This window comes from Mesorhizobium sp. M2A.F.Ca.ET.042.01.1.1, assembly GCF_003997405.1.
In the GTDB taxonomy this organism is placed as follows: domain Bacteria; phylum Pseudomonadota; class Alphaproteobacteria; order Rhizobiales; family Rhizobiaceae; genus Mesorhizobium.
Window position 1 is genome coordinate 1 of record NZ_RZRX01000091.1, and the last position, 22755, is coordinate 22755.

The following is a 22755-nucleotide window of genomic DNA, read 5'->3' on the forward strand; positions in this document are numbered from 1 at the left end:
GCTGAAGACGGTCACGCTCATGCGCCGCGCCCCTCATGGTTGCGGCCCTCATAATTCCGACGCGGGTCGAGCAGCGCCTCCATGACCGCCATGCGCACGGCGACCCCCATCTCCACCTGTTCCTGGATGACGCTTTGCGGTCCGTCGGCGATTTCGGAGGCGATCTCGACGCCACGGTTCATCGGACCGGGATGCATCACCAGCGCATCGTCCTTGGCGGCTTTCAGCTTTTCGGCATCGAGGCCGAAATAGCGGAAATATTCGCGGATAGACGGCACGAAGGCACCTTCCATGCGCTCGCGCTGCAGGCGCAGCATCATCACGACGTCGGCATCCTTCAGCCCCTCGGCCATCGAGCGCGCGACGATCACTCCCATCCGATCAATGCCGGAGGGCAGCAGCGTCGAGGGCGCCACGACGCGCACCTGCGCGCCAAGCGCGTTCAGCAGCATGATGTTGGAGCGGGCGACGCGCGAATGCAGGATGTCGCCGCAGATCGCCACGATCAGCTTCGACAGCGGGCCCTTGGCGCGGCGGATGGTCAGCGCATCGAGCAGCGCCTGGGTTGGATGCTCATGCGCGCCGTCGCCGGCATTGACCACCGAGCAGCCGACTTTCTGGGCGAGCAGGGCCGCGGCGCCTGCCGACTGGTGGCGGATGATCAGGATATCCGGCCGCATCGCGTTGAGCGTCATCGCCGTATCGATCAGCGTCTCGCCCTTCTTCACCGAGGAGCTCGCCACCGACATGTTCATGACGTCGGCGCCGAGACGCTTGCCGGCGAGCTCGAAGGACGACTGCGTGCGGGTCGAGGCCTCGTAGAACAGGTTGATCTGGGTGCGGCCGCGCAGCGTCGAGGTCTTCTTTTCCGATTGCCGCGAGATCGCCACGGCTTGGTCCGCCCGATCGAGCAACAGCTCTATGTCGGCGGGGGAAAGATCGCGGATGCCCAGAAGATGGCGGTGGGGAAAGAGCGGCAGGGACGAAGCGTCGGTCATCTCAAGGCGCTGCTATAGGGTGCGGTCCGGCCCGCCGCAAGCGCCAGCTTTGGATTGCGGGCGTTCTCCCCGGTATTTTCGTCGCGCGTGCCGCAACGCTTGGGCTATAAGGCCGGATGGCCTCGGATTCGTGATCGCGGCCTGGGGATGTAAGGAAGACGCGTGACCGACGAGGTGATCAACCAGCCGCCGCCGTTGACGGGCGGCAATGCATGGCGGGGCGATCCGTTGCTCATCCAGCTTGCCGAACGTTTTTCGGATCCCGTGCGCAAGGATCTCGACGGGCTTGGCCGGTTCGTGATGACGCAGGAGGCGCAGGAGCTTGCCCGCCTCGCCAACACCGACACGCCGAAATTGCGCACGCATGACCGCCAGGGCCGGCGCCTAGACCTTGTCGAATACCATCCGGCTTATCACGCCTTGATGCGCCGCTCGGTTGCCGGCGGCCTGCATTCTTCCGTGTGGGAAAACGGCGATGCCGAGGTCGGCCGCCGCCATCAGGTGAGGGCGGCGCGCTTCTATCTGACCGCCGAGCTCGAGACGGGGCATCTGTGCCCCATAACCATGACCAGCGCGTCACTGGCGGCGCTGATGGCAAGCCCAAAACTTTTCCGCGAATGGGCACCGCGCGTGACGACGCGCAAATACGACCAGACGCAGAAGCCGCCGGTGCAGAAGATCGGGCTGACGCTCGGCATGGGCATGACCGAGAAGCAGGGCGGCACGGATGTCCGCGCCAACACCACCAGGGCGGAGCGCACCGGCAGCGGCTTTTACCGGCTCACCGGCCATAAATGGTTCATGTCGGCGCCGATGTCGGACGCTTTCCTTGTGCTCGGTCAGGCGCCGGAGGGGCTGTCCTGCTTCCTCGTGCCGCGCATCCTGGGCGACGGCTCCGGCAATGGCTTCCGCTTCCAGCGGCTGAAGGACAAGCTCGGCAACCGCTCGAACGCCTCGTCGGAGGTGGAGTTCGTCAATGCCATCGGCGAGATGGTCGGCGATCCGGGCGCCGGCGTGAAGACAATCATGGACATGGTGACGCTGACAAGGCTGGACTGCGCGATCGCTTCGTCGGCGCTGATGCGGGCGGGCCTTGCCGAGGCCGTGCACCACACGCGCCATCGCCAGGTGTTTGGCTCGAGCCTGATCGACCAGCCGCTGATGCAGCGGGTTCTGGCCGATATGGCTCTCGACGTCGCCGCGGCCACGGCGCTGTCGTTCCGGCTGGCGCGCTCCTTCGACGAGGCGGCAAGCGATCGCGGCGAGGCGGCCTTTGCCCGCGCCATGACGCCGGTCGTCAAATACTGGGTCTGCAAGATCGCGCCGGCGCTGCTCTACGAGGCGATGGAGTGCCTTGGCGGCAATGGGTATGTCGAGGAAGCGCCGCTGGCCCGCTACTATCGCGAGGCGCCGGTCAACGCGATCTGGGAAGGATCGGGCAATGTCATGGCGCTCGACGTGCTGCGCGTGCTTGGCCGCGCGCCGGGTCTGTTCGAGGAGGTGCTCGCCGGCATCGACCGCGATCTCGGCACCGGCGGCCGCGGCACGATCGGCGTGCTGAAGGCGGCCATGCAGGTCGCCGCGACCGACCAGGGCTCGGCGCGGCTGCTCACCGAACAACTCGCGCTTTCGGCCGCCGCGGCGGAGCTTCGCAGGCTGGGAGCAGGGCGGATCGCCGACGCTTTCGTCGAAACCCGGCTCGGCGGCCAGTGGCGCACCACCTACGGCATGCTCGATTCGCGCCACGATGCGCGCATGATCATCGACACGCTCTATCCGCCGGTGACCTGATCCCGCGCAAAAACCGCTTCGCACGTTCGGCATCATGCTCTCAGGCCGATTGCCGGCCTGTGGATAGCCGTTAACCTTAACAAATGGTTTCCATTGCGGCGGACCTTCGCAAAGCCCAATCTCCGCTTGCTGGAGTAGGGAAGGGTTAACCATGGCCCGGGCTCCGCGAAGCAGGATCCGTATGCGGCACGTCTTGAGCTCAGTTCTGGCCTTGCATTGGGCGGTGGTCTTCGCCCTGCTTGCCTATGTCTGCATGGACGGCAGCCGGGGCATAGCAGCGGCGCTTGGCATGCTCGGCCTCTCGATCCAGGGCGGCCGGTTTCCGCAGCTTGAAAATGTCGCCGTGGTCGCGCCGCTTTCGGTCGCGCTCCTGACCGTCGCGGTGCTGTTCTGCTGGGCCTTTGTCGAAACGCTGCTCAACGGCCCGGCAAGGCCGGACGCAGGCGAAAGTGTTGCGCGGGTCGCTTTCATCTTCGCATCGTCGCTGCTTTCGCTGATCCTCATCGGCGGCGTGGCGCAAGGCATCGACGGCCTGTTCGTGATTGTCGGCATTCAGATGACGGCACTGCTTGCCTCCTATGTTGCGGTGACGGCCGAGCGCCGCTCCGCCCTTGCCGCCGCAATGAATTTGCCCCAGGGCGATGTTCGCGCCGCCTCGCGCATGGCGATGGGGGCCGCGCACAGCTCCTTGCTTTCCCGCATATCCGGCCGTCCGGAAAACAAGCCCGGAGGCAGGCGCTGATGCGGACGATATTCACACTCTGGGCTGCTCCGATGGCCATCTTCTGGGGATGGTTCTTCCTGTCGGCCAACGACATGAATTTCGGCTACGCGATACTGAGCCGACAGGTGCACGATTTCGCCTTCCAGCTCTATGGCCAGATGCTCGGCGTCGACCCGGCCATCATACCGGGAATGGTGGCGCGGACCTGCGTTTTCGACTTCTTCCTGCTCATGGGGCTGTGGGCCTTCCGCCGCCGGCGCAACATCGCCGAATGGATAAGGCAGCGCCGGCAGGGCGACATCAGCCCCGATCGGCTCGGCCAAGCAACTGAAGTCGGTCCAACGCTCCCTGGAGAATAAAGGCGGCAGCCGCCGAATCGATCTTGCCGGCGCGCTTCTTGCGCGAGAAATCCATCTCGATCAGCGTCCGCTCGGCAGCGACCGTCGATAGCCGCTCGTCCCACAGCACGAAGGGCAGGTCGGAAAGCGGCGCCATGTTGCGGACAAAGGCGCGCGATTTTTGCGCGCGGGGCCCTTCCGAGCCGTCCATGTTGACTGGCAAACCAAGCACGATGGCGCCGACATTGTCCTGCTCCAGTTGAGCGAGCAGCTGGGCGGCATCGAGCGAAAATTTCTTGCGCAGTATGACCGGGCGCGGATGGGCGAAGGACAATCCGCGGTCGGAGACCGCGACGCCGATCGTCTTGTCGCCGAGATCGAGCCCAGCGAGCGTCTTGCCGTCGGCAAGCCGCTCCGGCAGGTCCTCGATTGAAATAATGCCCAACGGCTTCCCCTGACATCCGGGCGTCACATCCTTTTGACGTTTAGGAGTAGCGCGCCACTTTAAATTTGCCGCCAGCGTTCTATCCTTTGGCAACGGGAAAATCGAGGAAAGCATTCATGAAACTGACCTGGTACGGGCATTCGGCATTCCGCGTCGAGACCAAGGACGCCACCATTCTCATCGACCCCTATCTGGTCGGCAATCCGTCCTGGACGGGCGGCTGGGAAGGGCCGGCGGAAGGTGTGACTCACGTTCTCCTGACCCACGGCCATAACGACCATGTCAGCGGCGCGGTCGAGGTGCTGAAGAAAAGCGGCGCCATGCTGGTCGCCAATTTCGAGATCTGCATGTACCTCGTCGGCCAGGGCGTCAGCGGCGACAAGATCAATCCGGGCAATATCGGCGGCACCGTCGATTGCGGGCCGTTCACCACAACGTTCGTCCAGGCGCTGCATTCGTCCTCTTTCGGCGGCGAAGGCGGCACCAACACCTATCTCGGCAATCCGGGTGGGCTCGTCCTGCATTTTCCCGAAGACAAGACGCTCTACCACATGGGCGACACCGACATCTTCTCCGACATGGGGCTGATCAACGAGCTGCACGAGCCAAAGGTCGGCATCGTGCCGATCGGCGACCGCTTCACCATGGGCGGCGCGGTGGCGGCCCTTGCCTGCCGTCGGTTCTTCGGCTTCGATACTGTTGTTCCCTGCCATTTCAGGACTTTCTCGATGCTCGACCAGACCGCCGACAAATTCGTCGCCGGCATGGAAGGCTCGGGCGTCAACGTGGCGCTGCCTGAGATCGGCAAGGCGATCACGATCTAGGTCGCCTCATCGACCATTGGGGGCAACGGCCGCAATCGCTCCGGCATCATGCATGTTGCGCGGCAGACGCCGCGCCGCTATAGCCCGCACTGGTTTTCCCGAGGCGAAAAGAACATGTCCGTTGATCTTCAGACCGTGAAGCGCGTCGCGCGCCTTGCCCGTATCGCGGTGAGCGAGGAGGATGCCGAGCGCATGACCGGCGAATTGAACGCCATCCTCGGCTTTGTCGAGCAATTGAACGAGGTCGATGTCTCCGGCGTCGAGCCGATGACCTCGGTCACGCCGATGGAGATGAAGAAGCGCCAGGATGTCGTCACCGACGGCAACAAGCCCGCCGACATCGTCGCCAACGCGCCGGCCACGGAAGAGAATTTCTTCCTCGTTCCGAAGGTGGTGGAGTAGATCGTGGCTGTCGAGATCGCCGTCGAGACGCCTCTGCAGGACGAGGTGCGCGCGCTGGTCGCCGAACTCAACGCCGCGCTGCTCGAGCTGACGCCGGCCGAGCATTGCTATCATCTGACGGTCGAGCAGATGGCCGGGTCGGACACGACGGTGTTCATCGCGCGCGACAACGGCCTTGCCGTCGGTTGCGGCGCGCTGAAGCGCCACGACGAGGCGACCGGCGAGGTCAAGCGCATGTATACGCGGCCTTCGCATCGCGGCATGAAGATCGGCGCCGAGATCGTCGGGCGGGTCGAGGCGCTTGCCCGGCAGGAAGGGCTGACGCGCCTGGTGCTCGAAACCGGCGATCGCCATCCCGCCGCCTGGACCGTCTATGAGCGCGCCGGATTCACGCGTTGCGGACCGGTGCTGGATTATCCCGACTCCGAATGGTCGGTGTTTTACGAAAAGAGCCTTGCCTGATGAGCGATCTCACACATCTCACCATTTCCCAGGCCCGCGCCCAGCTGCGCGGCAAGGAGATCACCGCGGCCGAGATCACCGAGGCCTATCTGGCGGCGATCGAGCGCGCCAATCCGGTGCTCAACGCCTATGTGGCCGTCACCGCCGACAAGGCGCGCGACATGGCAAAGAACTCGGATGCCAAGCTTGCCAAGGGCGAGGGCGGCGCGCTGGAGGGTATCCCGCTCGGCATCAAGGACCTGTTCGCCACTGAAGGCATCCACACCCAGGCTTGCAGCCATGTGCTCGACGGCTTCAAGCCGCGCTACGAGTCGACCGTGACCAGCAATCTTTGGGCCGACGGCGCCGTCATGCTCGGCAAGCTCAACATGGACGAGTTCGCCATGGGCTCGTCGAACGAGACCTCCTATTACGGCCCGGTGATCAACCCGTGGCGCCGCTCGCGTGTCGATACGGTCGTTATGCCGACGACGCATCAGGGCGACGGCGGCTTTGTTTCAGCAGGCGGCACGAAGACGGCGCGAACTTTGGACAACGCCCAGCTGGTGCCGGGCGGTTCGTCCGGCGGCTCGGCGTCGTCCGTGGCCGCGTTTCTCTGCGCCGGCGCCACCGCGACCGACACCGGCGGCTCGATCCGCCAGCCCGCCGCCTTCACCGGTACGGTCGGCATCAAGCCGACCTATGGCCGCTGCTCGCGCTGGGGCATCGTTGCTTTCGCCTCGTCGCTCGACCAGGCCGGGCCGATCGCGCGCGACGTGCGCGACGCCGCGATTCTGCTGAAGTCCATGGCTTCCGTCGATCCGAAGGACACGACGTCGGTCGACCGCCCGGTGCCGGACTATGAAGCGGCGATCGGCAGGCCGATCAAGGGCATGAAGGTCGGCATCCCGAAGGAATACCGCGTCGACGGCATGCCGCAAGACATCGAGGCGCTTTGGCAGAAGGGCATTGCCTGGCTGAAGGATGCTGGTGCGGAGATCGTCGACATCTCATTGCCGCACACCAAATATGCCTTGCCGGCTTATTACATCGTGGCGCCTGCAGAGGCTTCGTCGAACCTAGCGCGCTATGACGGCGTGCGCTACGGCCTGCGCGTGCCCGGCAAGGACATCATCGACATGTATGAGAAGACCCGCGCGGCCGGCTTCGGCCGCGAGGTCAAGCGGCGCATCATGATCGGCACCTATGTGCTGTCGGCAGGCTATTACGACGCCTACTATCTGCAGGCGCAGAAGGTGCGCACGCTGATCAAGCGCGACTTCGAAAACGTCTTTGCCGCCGGCGTCGACGTCATCCTGACGCCCGCGACCCCGTCGGCCGCCTTCGGCATCGCCGACGAGGACATGGCCTCCGATCCGGTCAAGATGTATCTCAACGACATCTTCACCGTGACGGTGAACATGGCCGGCCTTCCCGGCATTTCCGTGCCGGCCGGCCTCGACGGCAAGGGCCTGCCGCTTGGCCTGCAGCTCATCGGCCGCCCGTTCGACGAGGAAACGCTGTTCCAGACGGCCAATGTCATCGAGCAGGCGGCGGGCAAATTTCAGCCGGAAAAGTGGTGGTAGGCTCATACCTCATCTGGCAGAGGGTGAGGGATGTTCTACTACTTGTCGAAAGTCTTCTGGTTCTTCGGCCAACCGATCAATCTGGCGATCTTCCTGCTGCTGGCCGGACTGTCGGCGGCGCTGTTCAGGCGCCGTCGGCTGGCGGCGACGGGCAGCGTGGTCGGCATCGCGATCCTGGTTCTTTCGGCCTGGACGTCGGTCGGCGCGATGATGCTCAAGCCGCTGGAAGAACGCTTTCCGAAGCCGCCATTGCCCGAGAAGGTCGATGGCATCATCGTGCTTGGCGGCGGCTTCGAGGGCGCCATCAACCTGGCGCGCGGCGGTTATGAGCTGAACAGCGGCGGCGACCGCATGGTGGAGACGGCGATCCTCGCCAGGCGCTTCCCCCAGGCGAAGATCGTCGTGTCCGGCGGCAATGGCTCGCTTTTCCTCGACGGCGAGGGCGACGCCGACACGGCGCCGCGCCTGCTTGGCGCGCTTGGCGTCTCCGCCGATCGCCTGATCCTCGAGGACAAATCGCGCAACACCTACGAGAATGCGGTCTTCTCGCGAAAGCTTGTCGAGCCGAAGCCTGGCGAGACGTGGCTGCTGGTCACCTCGGCCTTCCACATGCCGCGCGCCAAGGCGCTGTTCGACAAGGCGGGCTTTGCGACCATTCCGTGGCCGGTCGACTATCGCACCTCGGGCAAGGAAGGCGTCGGCTTCTACCGCGACAATCCGATGGACTCCATACAGGCCACCACCATCGCGGTCCGCGAATGGATCGGGCTTTTCGCCTATAGGCTGTCCGGCAGGATCGATCAGTTCTTCCCCGGACCGGGCGGCTGACCGAGCACCGCCTGCCGCGCCGCCGAGAAGAACTGGCGGCGCACCAGCACCGCCAGAAGCACCAGCGTCGACATCACGAAGACGACCGGGTCGACGAACCAGCCGAGATAGCCGATCGAGAAGAAGACGGCGCGGAGCCCCGCGTTGAAGTGCTTGCCGGCGAGCACGTTCATGCGCGTCGCCCGCCAGACTGCCGTTTCGCTGACCGGATTGCGCGAAGCAGGGCCATGCGGGGTCGGCACCGCGCCGATCAGGATCGAGCAATAGTTGAACAGCCGGTAGGCCCAGCCGAATTTGAAGAACGCGAAAGCCAGGATCAGCACCAGGCCGAATACCTTGGTCTGGAAGGTTTCGCGCGACGAAGCCTCGCCGAACGGCAGGTCGGCCAGAACCTGGAGCACGCGGTCGGAGGCGCCGAGCAAAGCAAAGCAGCCGCCGAGCGCGATCAGGGAAGACGAGGCAAAGAAGGCGGTGCCTTGCTGCAGGCCGCCCATGATGGCGGTATCGACGATGCGTATCTCGCGCTCGGCCATGTTGCGCATCCAGGCCTCGCGCTGGGCATTCATGGCGGTCGTCAGCGAGACGCGGCTGATCAGCTTGCCGTCGGAGGCGAGCGTGTGCAGCACCCAGACGACCAGGAAGAAGGTCAAAGCCGCCAGATCTGCCAATGAGAGATGGAGTGAGTCGCCCATGCGTTCTTATAACACAGGCGACGCCGGCGCTTCGACGGGGCAGGAGGCCTCGGCAGGATGATGTCGCTGGCGGAGCAAACAAGGTCGGCAGCCGCCGCGCCGCGACTTGCAAAACAGCGGAAACATCCAGGGAATTCCTATATGTAAGTTTCTGACCGGCGCTCAGGAGACAACGGCCCGTGTTCCTTTCGGTTTTCGACCTGTTCAAGATCGGCATCGGCCCTTCGAGCTCGCACACGATGGGGCCGATGACGGCTGCGCGCCGCTTCCTCGACGAGATCCTGGCCGGCGACTGGCCGCGGCCGGCAGGCGTCAAAGTCGATCGCATCGGCGCCAGCCTGCATGGCTCGCTTGCCTATACCGGCATCGGCCACGGCTCGGATCGCGCCGTCATCCTCGGCCTGGCCGGCCAGACGCCGCAGACGGTCGATCCGGACGAGGCCGACGGCATCGTCGCTCGCATTGGCGCCGAGAAGCGGATTTCGCCGCCGGGGCACCCGATATACGGTTTCGATCCCGCCAAGGACCTCGTGCTCGACCGCAAGACGCCGCTGACCGGCCACGCCAACGGCATGGCCTTCTATGCCTATGATGTGTCCGACCGGCTGCTGCTCAAGCGCATCTATTATTCGATCGGCGGCGGCTTCGTCGTTTCCGAGGAAGAATTGCAGCGCATGAAGACCAAGGGCTCGGTGACGACCGAGGGCAGACGAGTGCCGTATCCCTTCAAGAATGCCGTCGAGATGCTGGCGATGGCGGCAAAGAGCGGGCTTTCGATCGCCGAGATGAAGCGCGCCAATGAGGAAAAGCATATGTCGCGCGAGAAGCTCGACGAAGGCCTCGACGCGATCTGGGGCGCGATGAAAGGTTGCATCGATCGCGGCCTGTCGCAGGACGGCATCATGCCGGGCGGACTGAAGGTGCGCCGCCGTGCGCGGCAATTGCACGACAAATTACAGGAACAGTGGCAGCAGAACCGGCCCAACCCCTTGCTCGCCAATGACTGGCTGTCGATCTACGCCATGGCGGTCAATGAGGAGAACGCCGCCGGCGGCCGCGTCGTCACGGCGCCGACCAATGGCGCCGCCGGCACGCTGCCGGCGGTGCTGCGCTATTGGCTGCATTTCCATCCCGAAGCCGATCAGCCGAGCATCCGCGATTTCCTGCTGACGGCCGCCGCCGTCGGCGGCATCATCAAGTCCAACGCGTCGATCTCGGGCGCCGAAGTCGGCTGCCAGGGCGAGGTGGGTTCGGCTTCGGCCATGGCCGCCGCCGGTCTTTGCGCCGTGATGGGCGGCACGCCGGAGCAGGTCGAGAACGCCGCCGAGATTGCGCTGGAGCATCATCTCGGCATGACCTGCGATCCGGTCGGCGGCCTGGTGCAGGTGCCCTGCATCGAGCGCAATGCCCTTGGCGCGGTCAAGGCCGTGACGGCCGCTTCCTTGGCCATCAAGGCGACGGCACGCATTTCGTGCCGCTCGACGCCGCGATCGAGACCATGCGCCAGACCGGCCTTGACATGAACGAGAAGTACAAGGAAACCAGCCTCGGTGGTCTGGCGGTGAACGTGGTGGAGTGCTGAGGTCTTACGGACACTCCAGGCTGGCCCTGTGGAGAAGTCTCTCAAGGCGTTGACGCATCAACCCTCGCGGCTAAATCTTGGGGCATGTCACTCAATCTTCTAAAACTGTGCGTCGGCTGCGACAGCGTCGAGGATCTCGAAGAGTGGATCGCCTTCCGCCTCGACGAGCGGCGCCGTGCCGGCGAGCCGGCCGAGCACTGGCACACGACCCGCATGGTGCCGACGCGCGGCAGCGAGATCACGGACGGCGGCTCGCTCTATTGGGTGATCAAGGGCAGCGTCCAGTGTCGGCAACTGATCACCGAGATCCGGCCCTTCACCGACGCTGAAGGTATCGGCCGCTGTCATCTGGTGCTCGGTCCCGAGGTCGTGCGCACCGACTGGCAGCCGCGGCGCGCCTTCCAGGGCTGGCGTTACCTCAAGCCCGCCGATGCGCCGGCCGATCTCGGCAAGGGCAGGGCGGCACTCGCCGAGATGCCGCCGAAGCTGAGGCTCGAACTCGCCGAACTCGGCCTGCTCTAAGCGCTGGCCCTTCGGCTCGCGCAGCGTGGGGCTTGCAAGCGCCGGACCTAGGTCCCATCCTATTTCCTATGCTCAGTCATCCGTATGGCGGCGCAAACCGATGGGTGTGATCCTCGCATTGGCGGCAATCCTTGTGGTGCTTTTTGGCGCCGCGTTGCTCTTTGTGCGTGCTGATGCGGCGAGGATGGCCGACGGTCTGCGATCGCTCGGGCCGGCTTTGCTGGGGCTGGTCGGCGCGCCCATGCTGGTCTTCGGCCGCAGCCTCATCGGCGGACTGCTTCTGCTCGCGGCGCTCGCCTGGGTCGGCTGGATTCGCACGAGACGGCCTCCGGCGCGGGCCGCCGCTTCCAAGCATTCGACGGTGCGCACCGCCGCGCTCGAAATGGACCTCGACCATGACAGCGGCAGGCTCGAGGGGCTTGTTCTGGCCGGGCGCTATGAAGGGAAGATGCTTGGCGCGATGGGGCTGACGGATCTGCGCCAGCTTTATGGCGAGCTCAGCCCCGATCCGGAGAGCCGTCAGCTCCTAGAGACGTATCTTGACGGCCGTTTTCCCGTCTGGCGCAAGGACGCGCAGCCGCACAGTGACGAAGGGCTGGGTGTTGCGCCAGGTGCGGGCGCCATGACTAAGGAGGAGGCCTACAAGGTCCTTGGTCTTGAAGCGGGGGCCGCCGCGGCGGATATCCGCAAGGCGCATCGCCGCCTGATGCAGCGCCTGAACGCCGATGTCGGCGGCACGTCTGTCCTGGCGGCGCGGATCAATGAAGCCAAGGACGTCCTGCTCTCCAATCACGATTAGTCTCCTTCGACGCCGGTACCTTCCGGGAGATTTGAACAGCCGCCTATTGCTCGACGGCGTAGCACGAGATTTTCTTGCGCTTCAGGGCATCGCAGGCCTTCCAGGCGGCATTCTTCGAGCCGAAGCCGCCGAAGCGGGCGCGGTAAAAGGTGACGCCATCCTTATCGAAGGCGACGGTGAAGCCGGAAGCATCGGCGAGGACCTTCGGCGCCTGCTTGGCGGTCTGATCGAGAAGGCTCTGAGCTCCGGATTTGGTGGGCGAGGAAGCAACCTGAACCACCCAGCCTGACGGCACCGACGACGTCTTCACCGGATCGATTGCCGGCGCGGCAGGTGTCGGTTCGGCATAGGCCGTGACCGCCTGCGACGTGGTCTCCTGCGGCTTGGCAGCCGGCGCCATGGCGGCCACCGCAACCGTCTTCACCTTCCTGACCTGGATCACGGGCTTCGTCTCTTCGGCGACCTGTTGGGTGTCGTCCTGGACGTCATCGGCCGAGGCAACGACAGTGTCGTCCGTCGCCGGCTTTTCGTCCGGTGTCGGTGCGTCATGCTTGGGCAAAAAGACCTTGGCCAGCGTCTTGATCGGATTGTCATTGCCCTTGGCGATGAGATCGCCGCCGCCGCGCGTCGAGGCGCGCGGCAGATAGGTGGTGATCAGCGCGGCCATCTGGTTGTCGCGGCTGCGGCCGGAAGCGCCGCCCATCACCACCGCGACGAGGCGGCGGTCGCCGTCGGCGACGGAGGAGACGAGATTGTAACCCGACATGCGGGTGTAGCCGGTCTTGATGCCGTCGACGCCCTTGATGCGGCCAAGCAGGCGGTTGTGGCCGTTGATGCGCTGGCGGCCATACATGAACGAGCGTTGCGAGAAATAGCCGTAATATTGCGGGAAGTGCTCGCGCAGCGCTATGCCAAGCATCGCCATGTCGTGCGCCGTTGTGAACTGGCCCGGATCGGGCAGACCGTTGGCGTTGCGGAAGACGGTGCCGTTCATGCCGAGCTGGCGCGCCTTGGCCGTCATCATACGGGCGAAATTGTCCTCGCTGCCGCCGAGCAACTCGCCGAGCGCCGTGGCCGAGTCGTTGGCCGATTTCGTCACCATCGACAGGATCGCGGTCTCGACCGGAACCGAGCCGCCGGCGCGCACACCGAGCTTGGTCGGCGGCTGGGCCGCGGCGTGCGCTGAGTAGGGCACCGGCGTGTTCTTGCTGACCCGACCCTTCGCGAGCGCCTCGAAGGTGAGGTAGAGCGTCATCATCTTGGTGAGCGAAGCAGGGTAGCGCCGGCCATTGGCGTCGGCCGAATAGAGCACCTTGCCGGTCTTGGCATCCACGACAATGGCCGCGGACTTTGCGGCAAGGGCCGACGCCACATCGGCAGCGATAATCGTCATCGCCAGCACGGCGACCATGACTGCCTTGAAAGAGAATGAGGATTTGGAGACCAGCCCCGACAACGCCTGACGCACCGTTACTTACCCTGAAATTTTCGTTGCCCCGGAGGCGGCTACGGGAGTGCCTGCCTCACTTCCGGCCAAGCTATCGTGGTCAGCGTTACCAATCCGTTTATGGTAACCGCCGCGTTCACCATTTTTCCGCAAATCGAGCTTCTCTTTAATCGAATTTTACCGGCCGGCGGCGCTGGAGCCCCTGCGCAACAAGGGATTCTTGACTTTTTGTGCGTTGCACAATATATTAAGGTGCATTGCACAAGGGCGCCCGGGGCAAAAAGGGCGTTTCAACCAAGGGAAGTATGAAATGACCCAGACCTATGAGGACTTCACGAAATACGGCAAGGAGTTTGCCGACACCGGGCTGAAGAGCTTTGCCTCGCTCACCAAGGGCGCGCAGGCGATCGCCACCGAAGCCGGCGAATACACCAAGAAGAGCTTCGAGGCCGGCAGCGCCGCCTTCGAGAAGCTGTTCGCGGCCAAGTCGATCGAGAAGGCCATCGAGATCCAGACCGATTACGCCAAGCAGAGCTATGAGAGCTTCGTGGCCGAGGCCAGCAAGATCGGCAATCTCTATGCCGAGCTCGCCAAGGAAGCTTACAAGCCGTTCGAATCGGTGGTCGCCAAAGCGAAGTAATTTCGCCGGATCATATCCGATACGGCCAGCCGGCCTGTGAAAAGGACCCGGTCGCGGTAGCGCGGCCGGGTTTTTTCGTGGCCGATCGCAACCCGATGCACATTGCCGCATTCACGATTGAGAAATTCGCTGAGGTTTGCCCACCTAGCCATATTGTCAGCTAAACAGAAGGGCTTAAAATCGTCCATCGAGAACCTACATGTTGAACTCGCATGAGGATTCGAAAAGGCTGGACTACGTGACGATCGGTTTGACTGCCACGGCAGGCGTGGTGCGAATGCAAAGTGACGGGGACCGCAACGATCCCGGTCGCGGTACTGCTGTCATCACGCGCACCAAGACCAAGACCAAAAAGCCCAGTCTCTACCGGGTCCTCATTCTGAACGACGACTACACTCCCATGGAGTTCGTCGTTCACGTCCTTGAGCGTTTTTTCCAAAAGGACCGCGAGGCCGCCACACGCATCATGCTTCATGTTCACAATCATGGAGTGGGCGAGTGCGGCGTCTACACATTCGAGGTGGCCGAGACCAAAGTGTCCCAGGTCATGGATTTCGCCCGACAGAATCAGCATCCGCTGCAATGCGTGATGGAGAAGAAGTGAGGTAACATGCCGGCTTTCTCCCAAGGCCTGGAAAAGGCGCTACATCAGGCGCTGACATTCGCCAACGAGCGGCATCATGAGTATGCGACGCTCGAACATCTGCTGCTTGCCCTGATCGACGACACAGAGGCGGCCGCCGTCATGCGCGCCTGCAATGTCGATCTCGACGAGCTCAAGCACACCGTTCTCACCTATATCGACACCGAGCTGGACAACCTCGTCACCGGCTACGACGAGGATTCCAAGCCGACGGCAGGCTTCCAGCGCGTCATCCAGCGCGCCGTGATCCATGTGCAGTCGTCCGGCCGCGAGGAAGTGTCCGGCGCCAACGTGCTCGTCGCCATCTTCGCCGAGCGCGAGAGCCACGCCGCCTATTTCCTGCAGGAACAGCAGATGACCCGCTACGACGCGGTCAACTACATCTCGCACGGCATCGCCAAGCGCCCGGGCGCTTCGGAATCCCGCACGCCGCGCGGCGCCGAGGACGAGCAGGGCGGCCAGAACGGCGCCGAGCCGCAGGAGGAAAACGGCAAGAAGAAGCAGCAGGACGCGCTGACGGCCTACTGCGTCAACCTCAACAACAAGGCCCGCGCCGGCAAGATCGACCCGCTGATCGGCCGCGACAGCGAGATCAACCGCACCATCCAGGTGCTGTGCCGCCGCTCCAAGAACAACCCGCTCTATGTCGGCGACCCCGGCGTCGGCAAGACGGCGATCGCCGAAGGCCTTGCCAAGCGCATCGTCGAAGGCGATGTGCCGGAAGTGCTGCAGGACGCCACCATCTTCGCGCTCGACATGGGCACGTTGTTGGCCGGCACCCGCTACCGCGGCGACTTCGAGGAGCGGCTGAAGCAGGTCGTGAAGGAGCTCGAGGACTATCCGGGCGCGGTGCTGTTCATCGACGAGATCCACACCGTGATCGGGGCCGGCGCCACTTCGGGCGGTGCGATGGATGCGTCGAACCTCCTGAAGCCGGCGCTGTCGTCCGGCGCGATCCGCTGCATCGGCTCGACCACCTATAAGGAATTCCGCCAGTTCTTCGAGAAGGACCGCGCGCTTGTGCGGCGCTTCCAGAAGATCGATGTCAACGAGCCGACCATCGAGGACGCCATCGAGATCATGAAGGGCCTGAAGCCCTATTTCGAGGAGTTCCACAAGGTCCGCTACACCAGCGAAGCGATCAAGGCCTCGGTCGAGCTGTCGGCCCGTTACATCAGCGACCGCAAGCTGCCGGACAAGGCGATCGACGTGATCGACGAGACCGGCGCCTCGCAGATGCTGGTGCCGGAGGCCAAGCGCAAGAAGACGATCGGCATAAAGGAGATCGAGGCGACGATCGCCACCATGGCGCGCATCCCGCCGAAGACGGTCTCGGCCGATGACGAGAAGGTGCTGCAGGGTCTGGACGTCGAGCTGAAGCGCGTCGTCTACGGCCAGGACACCGCGATCACCGCGCTCACCTCGGCGATCAAGCTGGCGCGCGCCGGCCTGCGTGAACCGGAGAAGCCGATCGGCTCCTACCTGTTCTCGGGTCCGACCGGCGTCGGCAAGACGGAAGTCGCCAAGCAGCTTGCCGCCTCGCTCGGCGTCGAGCTGATCCGCTTCGACATGTCGGAATACATGGAACGCCACACCGTCTCGCGGCTGATCGGCGCGCCTCCCGGCTATGTCGGCTTCGACCAGGGCGGCCTGCTCACCGACGGCGTGGACCAGCATCCGCATTGCGTGCTGCTGCTCGACGAGGTCGAGAAGGCGCATCCGGACCTGTTCAACATCCTGTTGCAGGTGATGGACCATGGCAAGCTGACCGACCATAACGGCAAGCAGATCGACTTCCGCAACGTGATCCTGATCATGACCACCAATGCGGGCGCGTCGGATGCGCAGCGCGCGGCGATCGGCTTCGGCTCGACAAAGCGCGAAGGCGACGACGTGGAAGCGATCAACCGGCTGTTCACGCCGGAGTTCCGCAACCGTCTCGACGCGATCATCCCGTTCGGCTCGCTGCCGGTGCCGGTGATCCATCAGGTGGTGCAGAAGTTCGTCATGCAGCTCGAGGCCCAGCTCTCCGAGCGTGGCGTCACCTTCGATCTGTCGCAGGACGCGATCGCCTGGTTGGCCGACAAGGGCTATGACGAGCGCATGGGCGCCCGTCCGCTCGGCCGGGTCATTCAGGAGCACATCAAGAAGCCGCTGGCCGATGAAGTGCTGTTCGGCAAGCTGAAGAAGGGCGGCACGGTGCGCGTCACCGTCGAGAAGAAGGAAACCGGCGAGTCCGGCCTGAAGCTCGAATCGCTCGCCGACGAGTCGCCCGTGCAGCCGAAGAAGGAAGAGCCGGAAGACGCGCCGAAGCCGAAGAAGGCAGTGGCCAAGAAGCCTGCGCCGAAGAAGGCCGTGGCGCAGAAGCCGGAGCCGAAGGGCAAGGACGGCAACAAGCGCAGCCTTGTGCCGCAACTGCCGCGCAAGGGCTGATCGGCCTTATCCCGAATTGCAGAAAAGCCCCGGCGACGGGGCTTTTTTGCAGGGAAAGACGTGGAAATCGGCCGGGTTGTCCTTAACAGTGCGCGTGGCCGATGTCCTCCAACCGCCAACAGATTTTCCTGGATCAATGGAAAGACGATGCGCCCGTGCCGGTGTGGTCGCATCCTATGGCCGCGCATGCTATGGCCGGCACATGTCGACTTGGACCTCGGACGTCACAGCGCCTCGTTCCACTTGGTTCCTGCGTGGTGCCCGCGCGGCCTTTTCCCTACCTGGCCTGATCCTCGTCAGCTCGTTCATTGGCTTTGCCGCCTTGGCGAAAGACGCCGGGGTCACGGTGGCACAGGCCGCTTTCATGACCGGAACGGTGTGGGCGCTGCCATCCATGGTCGTGCTGGTGGGCGCAATCGCATCGGGAGCAGCGCTGCCGGCGGCGATGTTGGCCGTCACGTTGTCGGCCATACGTCTGATGCCGATGGTGATGGCGCTGGCACCCGAGATGCGCACCGGGAAAACCCGGCAATGCGTACTCTATCTCCTGGCGCATTTCGTGGCCGTGACCTCCTGGGTGCTGGCCATGGAGCGCCTCAAGCGCGTCCCGCCTCAACTGCGTACGACTTACTATGCCGGCCTCGGCGGCACGCTGGTGACGACGAATGTCATCGTCGTGACCGTCGTCTATGCAGTGGCGGATGCGCTGCCGTCCGCCGTTTCGGCGGCGTTGCTGATGTTGACGCCGATGTATTTCCTGACCTCGTTGTGGGGGTCCGCACGCGAACGGGCAGGGCATGTCGCAATGGTCCTGGGCCTCGTCCTCGGACCGGTCTTCCACATAGTGTTGCCGCAGGTCGATTTGCTGGTTGCCGGACTGATCGGCGGCACGGTCGCCTATGGCTTGCAATTTTGGCGGCGCAAGGTGCGCACGGCGTGAGCTACTTTTCTAGCGGCGCCTGGTGGTGGCCATACATGTTCATTCTCGTCGCCGGTTTCGCCGCGACGGATATCTGGCGCTTCCTCGGTGTCTATCTTGGCGGCAAGCTTTCCGAAGATTCAGACCTGTTGGTGCTGGTTCGCACCATGGCGACGGCGCTTGTTGCAGCCGTCATCGGCAACCTGATTGTCTTTCCAGGCGGCGCGCTTGCGCACACTTCGCTTGGCTTGAGGATAGCGGCGGCGGCCCTAGGTTTCGTCGCCTATCTGGTGTCGGGAAAGCGCATGGTGGTCGGCATCGCCACAGCCGAGTTTCTGCTGCTGGCGGGACTTTATCTGAACTTTTGATTTCGCCCCATCTCAGTCCGCCAGAGCCGCCCGGATCTTGCCGGCGTTCTCGGCCAGCACCTCCGGCTTCTCCATCTGGCCGGAATGCGGCTTCAGCGGCACGCCCTCGAAGCGCGGCACGACATGAACATGGAGGTGGTAGACGGTCTGCCCGGAAGCCGGCTCGTTGAACTGCATGATGGTGACACCGTCGGCGTTGAAGGCCTTTTTCACCGCCACGGCTATTTTCTGGACGACCGCGAACAGCGGGCCGAGCGTTGCCGGATCGGCGTCGAGCATGTTGCGCGACCGCGCCTTGGGCACCACCAGCGTGTGGCCCATGCCCTGCGGCATCACATCCATGAAGGCGACGATTGCATCGTTCTCATAGACGCGGTGCGAGGGGATTTCGCCGCGCAGGATTTTCGCGAAGATGTTGCCGGGATCATAGGCTTCGGCCATGGTGACACTCCCAATTGCATTCGCCGTCCGGTGTAGCGAAGCCGCCGGTGGGCGGCAAGGCGTTCAGGCGAGATCGGCCGCCAAGCCGCCTTTTCGCTGCCCAGGATTATTCGCCGAGATCCTTGCGGAAGGGCGTGTGCTCTTCGAGATACTCGCCCATGCGTTCGACTTCGCGCCGCTCGCGCCTGAGATAATCGGCGACGGCGTTGCGTAAGCCGGGATGGGAAATATAGTGCGCCGAATGCATGGTCACGGGACGGTAGCCGCGCGCCAGCTTGTGCTCGCCCTGCGCGCCTGCCTCCACCACCTTGAGCTTGCGCTCGATGGCGAAGTCGATGGCCTGGTGGTAGCAGACCTCGAAATGCAGGAAAGGGTGGTCCTCGATGCAGCCCCAGTTGCGGCCGTAGAGCGCATCGGAACCGATGAAGTTGATGGCGCCGGCAATGTAGCGGCCATTGCGCTTGGCCATCACCAGAAGAATATCGTCGGCCATGCGCTCGCCGATCAGCGAGAAGAACTGCCGGTTGAGATAGGGCCTGCCCCATTTGCGGCCGCCGGTATCCATGTAGAAGGCGAAGAAATCATCCCAGGCGCTTTCGGTGATGTCCTTGCCGGTCAGCCAATCGATCGAGATACCGTTAACCAACGCCTCGCGGCGCTCCTTCTTCATCGCCTTGCGCTTGCGTGAGGCAAGGGTGGCGAGGAAGTCGTCATAGGTCGAAAAGCCTTCGTTGAAGAAATGGAACTGCTGGTCGGTGCGATGCAGGAAGCCCGCCGCCTCCAGCGTCGCGACGTCGGGCTCGCTGGCGAAGGTGACATGCGCGGAAGAGACACCGAGCTTGTCGGTCACGAGTTTCAATCCCTCCGCCAGGCCTGCCCGTACCGCACCTTCATTCTCGCCTTTGCTGACAAGCAGGCGAGGGCCGGTCACCGGCGTGAACGGCACCGAGCATTGCAGCTTGGGATAGTAGCGGCCGCCGGCGCGCTCGAAGGCGTCCGACCAGCCATGGTCGAAGACATATTCCCCCTGGCTGTGCGATTTGAGATAACAGGGGACAGCGCCGAGAAGCCTGCCTTGCGCGGTTTCAAGTCTAAGGTGATGACCTTGCCAGCCGGTGCGCCGAACAGCACAGCCGGATTCTTCCAAGGCGCTCAGAAAGGCGAATGAAACCAGCGGGTTGTAGACGTTTTCTTTATCGCCGCGCGTGGTCCCGGCAAAGCCGTCCCATTCCGCACAGGTGAACGCGCCGATGCCTGCCGCGACGCGGATCGCATAATCCGCATTCGCTGCCCGTCCATCATCGTCGTTGCCTTGATCCATGGGGCTTATTTAAGCGTCCTCAAGGACGCTGCAAGTCACGTTTCGGGCATTCCTCAGGCGACCTTCACCAGGTCTGGCTCGAAACCCTCGAAGGTCATCTGATCGGCGTATTTGAAGGTGAGGTCGACCGCCGGCTGGTCATGCACGGTCCAGGTGATGACGGGCATCTTGAGCTTTTCACGCACGAAGCTGACGAAGGGGTTGGGCAGGTCGCCGGCGGCGTAGGAGGTGAAGGCGAGGTCATGCGCGAGCATGGCGAAATGCGCCTCGATCAGCTGGTTGTCCTTGCCATAGGCGGTCAGCCCGCCGGGGATGCCCGGTGCGTCCTTGGCGAAGTCGCGGATCAGCCAGTGATCGAACGACATGATCGCCACCTTACCCTTGTAGCGCTTGAGCAGCCGGCCGACGGCTGCCACCAGCCCCGCGTCATGGCCGGGAACGCCTTTCAGCTCGACCACCAGCGGCACGCGGCCGTCGACGAGGTCGAGCGCTTCCTGCAGGGTCGGCAGGTGGTCCTTGGTGCCGCCGATCCTGAGCGTCGCCAGTTCGGCCGCGGTGCGTTGCCAGATGAAGCCGTCCTCGCCAGTCAGGCGCTTCAGGTCGCCGTCATGGATGATGACCGGGACGCCATCCGACGAGAGATGCACGTCGCATTCGATGGCATAGCCGCGCTCGGCTGCCGCGGCGAAGGCCGACAGCGTGTTCTCCCAGCGGGTCTTGTTCATGTCATGGAAGCCGCGATGCGCGACAGGCTGCGCGATCAGCCAGGAAAGATCGGTCATCGGGAACCTCACTCGACTTCGAAGATCGCTTCGATCTCGACCGCGGCGTTGAGCGGCAGCGAGGCGGTGCCGACGGCGGATCGGGCGTGCTTGCCACGCTCGCCGAGTGCCGCGACCAGGAAGTCGGAGGCGCCGTTGGCGACAAGATGCTGCTCGACGAAATCGGGCGCCGAAGCGACGAAGACGGTGATCTTGACCACGCGCCGGATTCTCTCGAGATCACCGAGCGCCGCCTTGGCCTGCGCCAGGATGTTGATGGCGCAGAATTTCGCGCCTTCCTTGCCGGCGGCGGTGTCGATGTCGCGGCCGAGCAGCCCGCTTGCCTGAAGCTTGCCGTCCTTCAGCGGCAGCTGGCCGGCGGTGAACAGCGTGTTGCCGGTCCGGCAATAGGGCACGTAGTTGGCGGCGGGCGCGGCGGCGGCCGGAATGGCCACGCCGAGATCGCTTAGCCGCTTTTCGATTGTTTCGCTCATTGGTTTTCCCTATTGCTGGAAGGCGCCGCGTTGGCCGGGCCGAAATTGCTATTTTTGCCTCGCTTCCGCCACGACTTTTTTTAAGCTGGACCATCTTTCCCTGCGGCCTGTCTCGCGGCCGCGACGATCGGAGCAACGTATGCGCGCAACGCGCCTTTTTCTCGCCGCCGCCTGTCTTTCGGCAGCGTTCCCAATGGCGCCGGCCCTTGCGGTGCCCGCGCTGCAGGCGCATCGCGCAGTCTACGATCTGACACTCAACAAGGCCTCCGACCGTTCGGGCATCACGGGCATCACCGGCCGCATGGTCTATGAGTTCAACGGCTCCGCCTGCGAGGGTTACACGGTCAAGTTCCGCTTCGTCACCCAGATCGTCACCAACGACAACACCAGGCTCACCGACCAGCAGACGACGACTTTCGAGGATGCCGAAGGCAAGACCTTTTCCTTCGTGACGAAATCCTTTGTCGACCAGAACCTTGACAAGGAGGTGAAGGGGGTGGCCACGCGGGAAGCGAAGGGCCTCAAGGTCAATATCGACAAGCCCGAGAAGAGCAGCCTCGAGCTTGCGGCCACGCAGTTTCCGACCCAGCATCTGGTCGAGCTGATCGGCAAGGCCGAGAAGGGCGAGAATTTCTACCAGACCAATCTGTTCGACGGCTCCGAGGATGCCAACAAAGTGATGAGCACCACCGTCATCGTCGGCAAGAAGACCGAATCCGACAAGACGGATCCGGAAGCGCCAGCGCTGGCCAAGCTCGCCTCGGACAAATACTGGCCGGTCGACATCGCCTATTTCGACGATAGCGACAAAAGCGGCGAAGAGGTGCCGGAGTACCGGATCAGCTTCAAGCTGCACGAGAACGGCATCACCCGCGACCTCGTCATGGACTATGGCGACTTCTCGATGACCGGCAAGCTGGTGAACCTGTCGCTGTTCGACCAGACCAAGCCTTGCCCGGCTTCGAAATAGCGATTCCGACGATCGGCGACCCCGGCTTGCAGGCTTGGCCTTCAGACGCCATGTGTGAGGCCTACCAAGTGCGGCGAGCCTGATGGCGGTCTATGTCGATGCGGCGATCTGGAAATGGGCCGGCCACCGCTGGTGCCATCTCCTTGCCGATGAGGTCGATGAACTGCATCGCTTCGCTGCCGAGCTCGGCATCAAACGCTCGTCCTATCAGGGGCCGCCCAAGACGTCGGCGCCGCACTACGATATAACCGGCTTAGAGCGCAACCGCGCGGTGCGGATCGGGGCCGTCGAATGCAGCCGCGAGGAGATCGTGGCGGCTGCCAATGTGATTGCGACGCAATATGCC

At 63.8% G+C, this 22755-nt stretch carries 25 protein-coding genes and 1 pseudogene; 18 read left to right on the forward strand and 8 right to left on the reverse strand.

The window, feature by feature from the left end:
- Window positions 1-17: 17 nt before the first annotated feature.
- The gene (locus tag EOA23_RS15810) at window positions 18-998 is read right to left on the reverse strand and encodes an aspartate carbamoyltransferase catalytic subunit (RefSeq protein ID WP_127304812.1); all 981 of its coding nucleotides are present in this window, start codon (window positions 996-998) and stop codon (window positions 18-20) included.
- 162 nt (window positions 999-1160) lie between these two features.
- Between EOA23_RS15810 and EOA23_RS15815 the strand changes: the two genes are divergently transcribed.
- From EOA23_RS15815 to EOA23_RS15825, 3 genes are all read left to right on the forward strand, one after another.
- The gene (locus EOA23_RS15815; protein WP_127304813.1) at window positions 1161-2789 is read left to right on the forward strand and encodes a DNA alkylation response protein; all 1629 of its coding nucleotides are present in this window, start codon (window positions 1161-1163) and stop codon (window positions 2787-2789) included.
- Between the two features lie 181 nt (window positions 2790-2970).
- On the forward strand, window positions 2971-3531 hold the full coding sequence (locus EOA23_RS15820) for a hypothetical protein (protein WP_127304814.1): 561 nt from the start codon (window positions 2971-2973) through the stop codon (window positions 3529-3531).
- On the forward strand, window positions 3531-3872 hold the full coding sequence (locus EOA23_RS15825) for a DUF6105 family protein (RefSeq protein WP_127304815.1): 342 nt from the start codon (window positions 3531-3533) through the stop codon (window positions 3870-3872). Before EOA23_RS15820 ends, EOA23_RS15825 begins: the two co-directional genes overlap by 1 nt.
- Here the strand turns inward: EOA23_RS15825 and ruvX are convergent.
- Window positions 3814-4296, reverse strand: a complete 483-nt coding sequence (ruvX, locus tag EOA23_RS15830; RefSeq protein ID WP_127304816.1) for a Holliday junction resolvase RuvX — start codon at window positions 4294-4296, stop codon at window positions 3814-3816. The two genes, EOA23_RS15825 and ruvX, sit on opposite strands and share 59 nt — an antisense overlap.
- Window positions 4297-4412: 116 nt before the next feature.
- On the opposite strand from ruvX, the gene EOA23_RS15835 reads away from it, so the two are divergent.
- From EOA23_RS15835 to EOA23_RS15855, 5 genes are all read left to right on the forward strand, one after another.
- On the forward strand, window positions 4413-5120 hold the full coding sequence (locus tag EOA23_RS15835) for a metal-dependent hydrolase (protein WP_126060725.1): 708 nt from the start codon (window positions 4413-4415) through the stop codon (window positions 5118-5120).
- Window positions 5121-5234: 114 nt separating this feature from the next.
- A complete protein-coding gene (gene gatC, locus EOA23_RS15840) occupies window positions 5235-5522 on the forward strand; it encodes an Asp-tRNA(Asn)/Glu-tRNA(Gln) amidotransferase subunit GatC (RefSeq protein WP_040987223.1) in 288 nt (95 codons plus the stop codon).
- A 3-nt stretch (window positions 5523-5525) separates the two neighbouring features.
- A complete protein-coding gene (locus tag EOA23_RS15845; protein ID WP_127304817.1) occupies window positions 5526-5984 on the forward strand; it encodes a GNAT family N-acetyltransferase in 459 nt (152 codons plus the stop codon).
- Window positions 5984-7549 (forward strand): amidase family protein, encoded by a 1566-nt coding sequence (locus EOA23_RS15850; protein ID WP_127304818.1) that lies wholly within the window; start codon window positions 5984-5986, stop codon window positions 7547-7549. Before EOA23_RS15845 ends, EOA23_RS15850 begins: the two co-directional genes overlap by 1 nt.
- A 30-nt stretch (window positions 7550-7579) precedes the next feature.
- Entirely contained in the window at window positions 7580-8377 is a 798-nt protein-coding gene (locus EOA23_RS15855; RefSeq protein WP_127304819.1) for a YdcF family protein, read from the forward strand.
- Here the strand turns inward: EOA23_RS15855 and EOA23_RS15860 are convergent.
- The gene (locus EOA23_RS15860) at window positions 8350-9069 is read right to left on the reverse strand and encodes a DUF599 domain-containing protein (RefSeq protein ID WP_127304820.1); all 720 of its coding nucleotides are present in this window, start codon (window positions 9067-9069) and stop codon (window positions 8350-8352) included. The two genes, EOA23_RS15855 and EOA23_RS15860, sit on opposite strands and share 28 nt — an antisense overlap.
- Before the next feature lie 179 nt (window positions 9070-9248).
- Between EOA23_RS15860 and EOA23_RS15865 the strand changes: the two are divergent.
- The 3 genes and pseudogenes from EOA23_RS15865 to EOA23_RS15875 all read left to right on the forward strand — a co-directional run bounded on the left by EOA23_RS15865 (window position 9249) and on the right by EOA23_RS15875 (window position 11972).
- A pseudogene (locus tag EOA23_RS15865) lies at window positions 9249-10651 on the forward strand (L-serine ammonia-lyase).
- 84 nt (window positions 10652-10735) lie between these two features.
- Window positions 10736-11173 (forward strand): DUF1489 family protein, encoded by a 438-nt coding sequence (locus EOA23_RS15870; RefSeq protein WP_127304821.1) that lies wholly within the window; start codon window positions 10736-10738, stop codon window positions 11171-11173.
- A gap of 100 nt (window positions 11174-11273) precedes the next feature.
- A complete protein-coding gene (locus EOA23_RS15875; protein ID WP_126060732.1) occupies window positions 11274-11972 on the forward strand; it encodes a molecular chaperone DnaJ in 699 nt (232 codons plus the stop codon).
- A gap of 43 nt (window positions 11973-12015) precedes the next feature.
- Here EOA23_RS15875 and EOA23_RS15880 read toward each other — a convergent pair whose 3' ends face one another.
- Window positions 12016-13440 carry a D-alanyl-D-alanine carboxypeptidase family protein gene (locus EOA23_RS15880; RefSeq protein ID WP_126060733.1) on the reverse strand — a complete coding sequence of 475 codons (1425 nt, stop codon included), beginning with the start codon at window positions 13438-13440 and terminating at the stop codon, window positions 12016-12018.
- 289 nt (window positions 13441-13729) lie between these two features.
- Here EOA23_RS15880 and EOA23_RS15885 point away from each other — a divergent pair, with 289 nt between their 5' ends.
- From EOA23_RS15885 to EOA23_RS15905, 5 genes are all read left to right on the forward strand, one after another.
- On the forward strand, window positions 13730-14059 hold the full coding sequence (locus EOA23_RS15885; RefSeq protein WP_042642580.1) for a phasin family protein: 330 nt from the start codon (window positions 13730-13732) through the stop codon (window positions 14057-14059).
- A gap of 277 nt (window positions 14060-14336) precedes the next feature.
- Window positions 14337-14663: an ATP-dependent Clp protease adapter ClpS gene (gene clpS / locus EOA23_RS15890; RefSeq protein ID WP_040972327.1), complete on the forward strand. Its 327-nt coding sequence runs from the start codon at window positions 14337-14339 to the stop codon at window positions 14661-14663.
- A gap of 6 nt (window positions 14664-14669) precedes the next feature.
- A complete protein-coding gene (gene clpA / locus EOA23_RS15895) occupies window positions 14670-17135 on the forward strand; it encodes an ATP-dependent Clp protease ATP-binding subunit ClpA (protein ID WP_042642578.1) in 2466 nt (821 codons plus the stop codon).
- A 16-nt stretch (window positions 17136-17151) separates the two neighbouring features.
- A complete protein-coding gene (locus EOA23_RS15900; RefSeq protein WP_348628566.1) occupies window positions 17152-18075 on the forward strand; it encodes an AzlC family ABC transporter permease in 924 nt (307 codons plus the stop codon).
- Window positions 18072-18422, forward strand: a complete 351-nt coding sequence (locus EOA23_RS15905) for an AzlD domain-containing protein (RefSeq protein WP_126060735.1) — start codon at window positions 18072-18074, stop codon at window positions 18420-18422. The genes EOA23_RS15900 and EOA23_RS15905 overlap by 4 nt, the downstream gene beginning before the upstream one ends.
- Before the next feature lie 12 nt (window positions 18423-18434).
- Here the strand turns inward: EOA23_RS15905 and EOA23_RS15910 are convergent, their stop codons facing one another.
- The 4 genes from EOA23_RS15910 to EOA23_RS15925 all read right to left on the reverse strand — a co-directional run bounded on the left by EOA23_RS15910 (window position 18435) and on the right by EOA23_RS15925 (window position 21439).
- Window positions 18435-18863 carry an HIT family protein gene (locus EOA23_RS15910; protein ID WP_126060736.1) on the reverse strand — a complete coding sequence of 143 codons (429 nt, stop codon included), beginning with the start codon at window positions 18861-18863 and terminating at the stop codon, window positions 18435-18437.
- A 106-nt stretch (window positions 18864-18969) separates the two neighbouring features.
- Complete coding sequence (locus EOA23_RS15915) at window positions 18970-20184, reverse strand: GNAT family N-acetyltransferase (RefSeq protein WP_127304822.1); 1215 nt, start codon at window positions 20182-20184, stop codon at window positions 18970-18972.
- A gap of 53 nt (window positions 20185-20237) precedes the next feature.
- The gene (locus EOA23_RS15920; protein WP_127304823.1) at window positions 20238-20966 is read right to left on the reverse strand and encodes a glycerophosphodiester phosphodiesterase; all 729 of its coding nucleotides are present in this window, start codon (window positions 20964-20966) and stop codon (window positions 20238-20240) included.
- An 8-nt stretch (window positions 20967-20974) separates the two neighbouring features.
- Window positions 20975-21439 (reverse strand): RidA family protein, encoded by a 465-nt coding sequence (locus EOA23_RS15925; RefSeq protein ID WP_126060739.1) that lies wholly within the window; start codon window positions 21437-21439, stop codon window positions 20975-20977.
- A 139-nt stretch (window positions 21440-21578) separates the two neighbouring features.
- Between EOA23_RS15925 and EOA23_RS15930 the strand changes: the two genes are divergently transcribed.
- Window positions 21579-22409, forward strand: a complete 831-nt coding sequence (locus EOA23_RS15930; protein ID WP_127304824.1) for a cell envelope integrity EipB family protein — start codon at window positions 21579-21581, stop codon at window positions 22407-22409.
- An 82-nt stretch (window positions 22410-22491) separates the two neighbouring features.
- Window positions 22492-22755 (forward strand): DUF4031 domain-containing protein (locus tag EOA23_RS15935; RefSeq protein ID WP_127304825.1); only part of this gene is annotated, 264 nt, incomplete at its 3' end.

Bases quoted from the DNA above. Each gene is read 5' to 3' on its own strand.
- EOA23_RS15825 (WP_127304815.1), top strand. From the start codon at position 3,531: ATGCGGACGATATTCACACTCTGGGCTGCTCCGATGGCCATCTTCTGG.
- EOA23_RS15885 (WP_042642580.1), top strand. From the start codon at position 13,730: ATGACCCAGACCTATGAGGACTTCACGAAATACGGCAAGGAGTTTGCC.
- EOA23_RS15870 (WP_127304821.1), top strand. From the start codon at position 10,736: ATGTCACTCAATCTTCTAAAACTGTGCGTCGGCTGCGACAGCGTCGAG.
- EOA23_RS15915 (WP_127304822.1), bottom strand. From the start codon at position 20,184: ATGGATCAAGGCAACGACGATGATGGACGGGCAGCGAATGCGGATTAT.
- EOA23_RS15820 (WP_127304814.1), top strand. From the start codon at position 2,971: ATGCGGCACGTCTTGAGCTCAGTTCTGGCCTTGCATTGGGCGGTGGTC.
- EOA23_RS15920 (WP_127304823.1), bottom strand. From the start codon at position 20,966: ATGACCGATCTTTCCTGGCTGATCGCGCAGCCTGTCGCGCATCGCGGC.
- clpS (WP_040972327.1), top strand. From the start codon at position 14,337: ATGCAAAGTGACGGGGACCGCAACGATCCCGGTCGCGGTACTGCTGTC.
- gatC (WP_040987223.1), top strand. From the start codon at position 5,235: ATGTCCGTTGATCTTCAGACCGTGAAGCGCGTCGCGCGCCTTGCCCGT.
- EOA23_RS15930 (WP_127304824.1), top strand. From the start codon at position 21,579: ATGCGCGCAACGCGCCTTTTTCTCGCCGCCGCCTGTCTTTCGGCAGCG.
- EOA23_RS15925 (WP_126060739.1), bottom strand. From the start codon at position 21,439: ATGAGCGAAACAATCGAAAAGCGGCTAAGCGATCTCGGCGTGGCCATT.
- EOA23_RS15860 (WP_127304820.1), bottom strand. From the start codon at position 9,069: ATGGGCGACTCACTCCATCTCTCATTGGCAGATCTGGCGGCTTTGACC.
- EOA23_RS15875 (WP_126060732.1), top strand. From the start codon at position 11,274: ATGGGTGTGATCCTCGCATTGGCGGCAATCCTTGTGGTGCTTTTTGGC.
- EOA23_RS15810 (WP_127304812.1), bottom strand. From the start codon at position 998: ATGACCGACGCTTCGTCCCTGCCGCTCTTTCCCCACCGCCATCTTCTG.
- EOA23_RS15835 (WP_126060725.1), top strand. From the start codon at position 4,413: ATGAAACTGACCTGGTACGGGCATTCGGCATTCCGCGTCGAGACCAAG.
- EOA23_RS15910 (WP_126060736.1), bottom strand. From the start codon at position 18,863: ATGGCCGAAGCCTATGATCCCGGCAACATCTTCGCGAAAATCCTGCGC.
- EOA23_RS15855 (WP_127304819.1), top strand. From the start codon at position 7,580: ATGTTCTACTACTTGTCGAAAGTCTTCTGGTTCTTCGGCCAACCGATC.
- EOA23_RS15850 (WP_127304818.1), top strand. From the start codon at position 5,984: ATGAGCGATCTCACACATCTCACCATTTCCCAGGCCCGCGCCCAGCTG.
- clpA (WP_042642578.1), top strand. From the start codon at position 14,670: ATGCCGGCTTTCTCCCAAGGCCTGGAAAAGGCGCTACATCAGGCGCTG.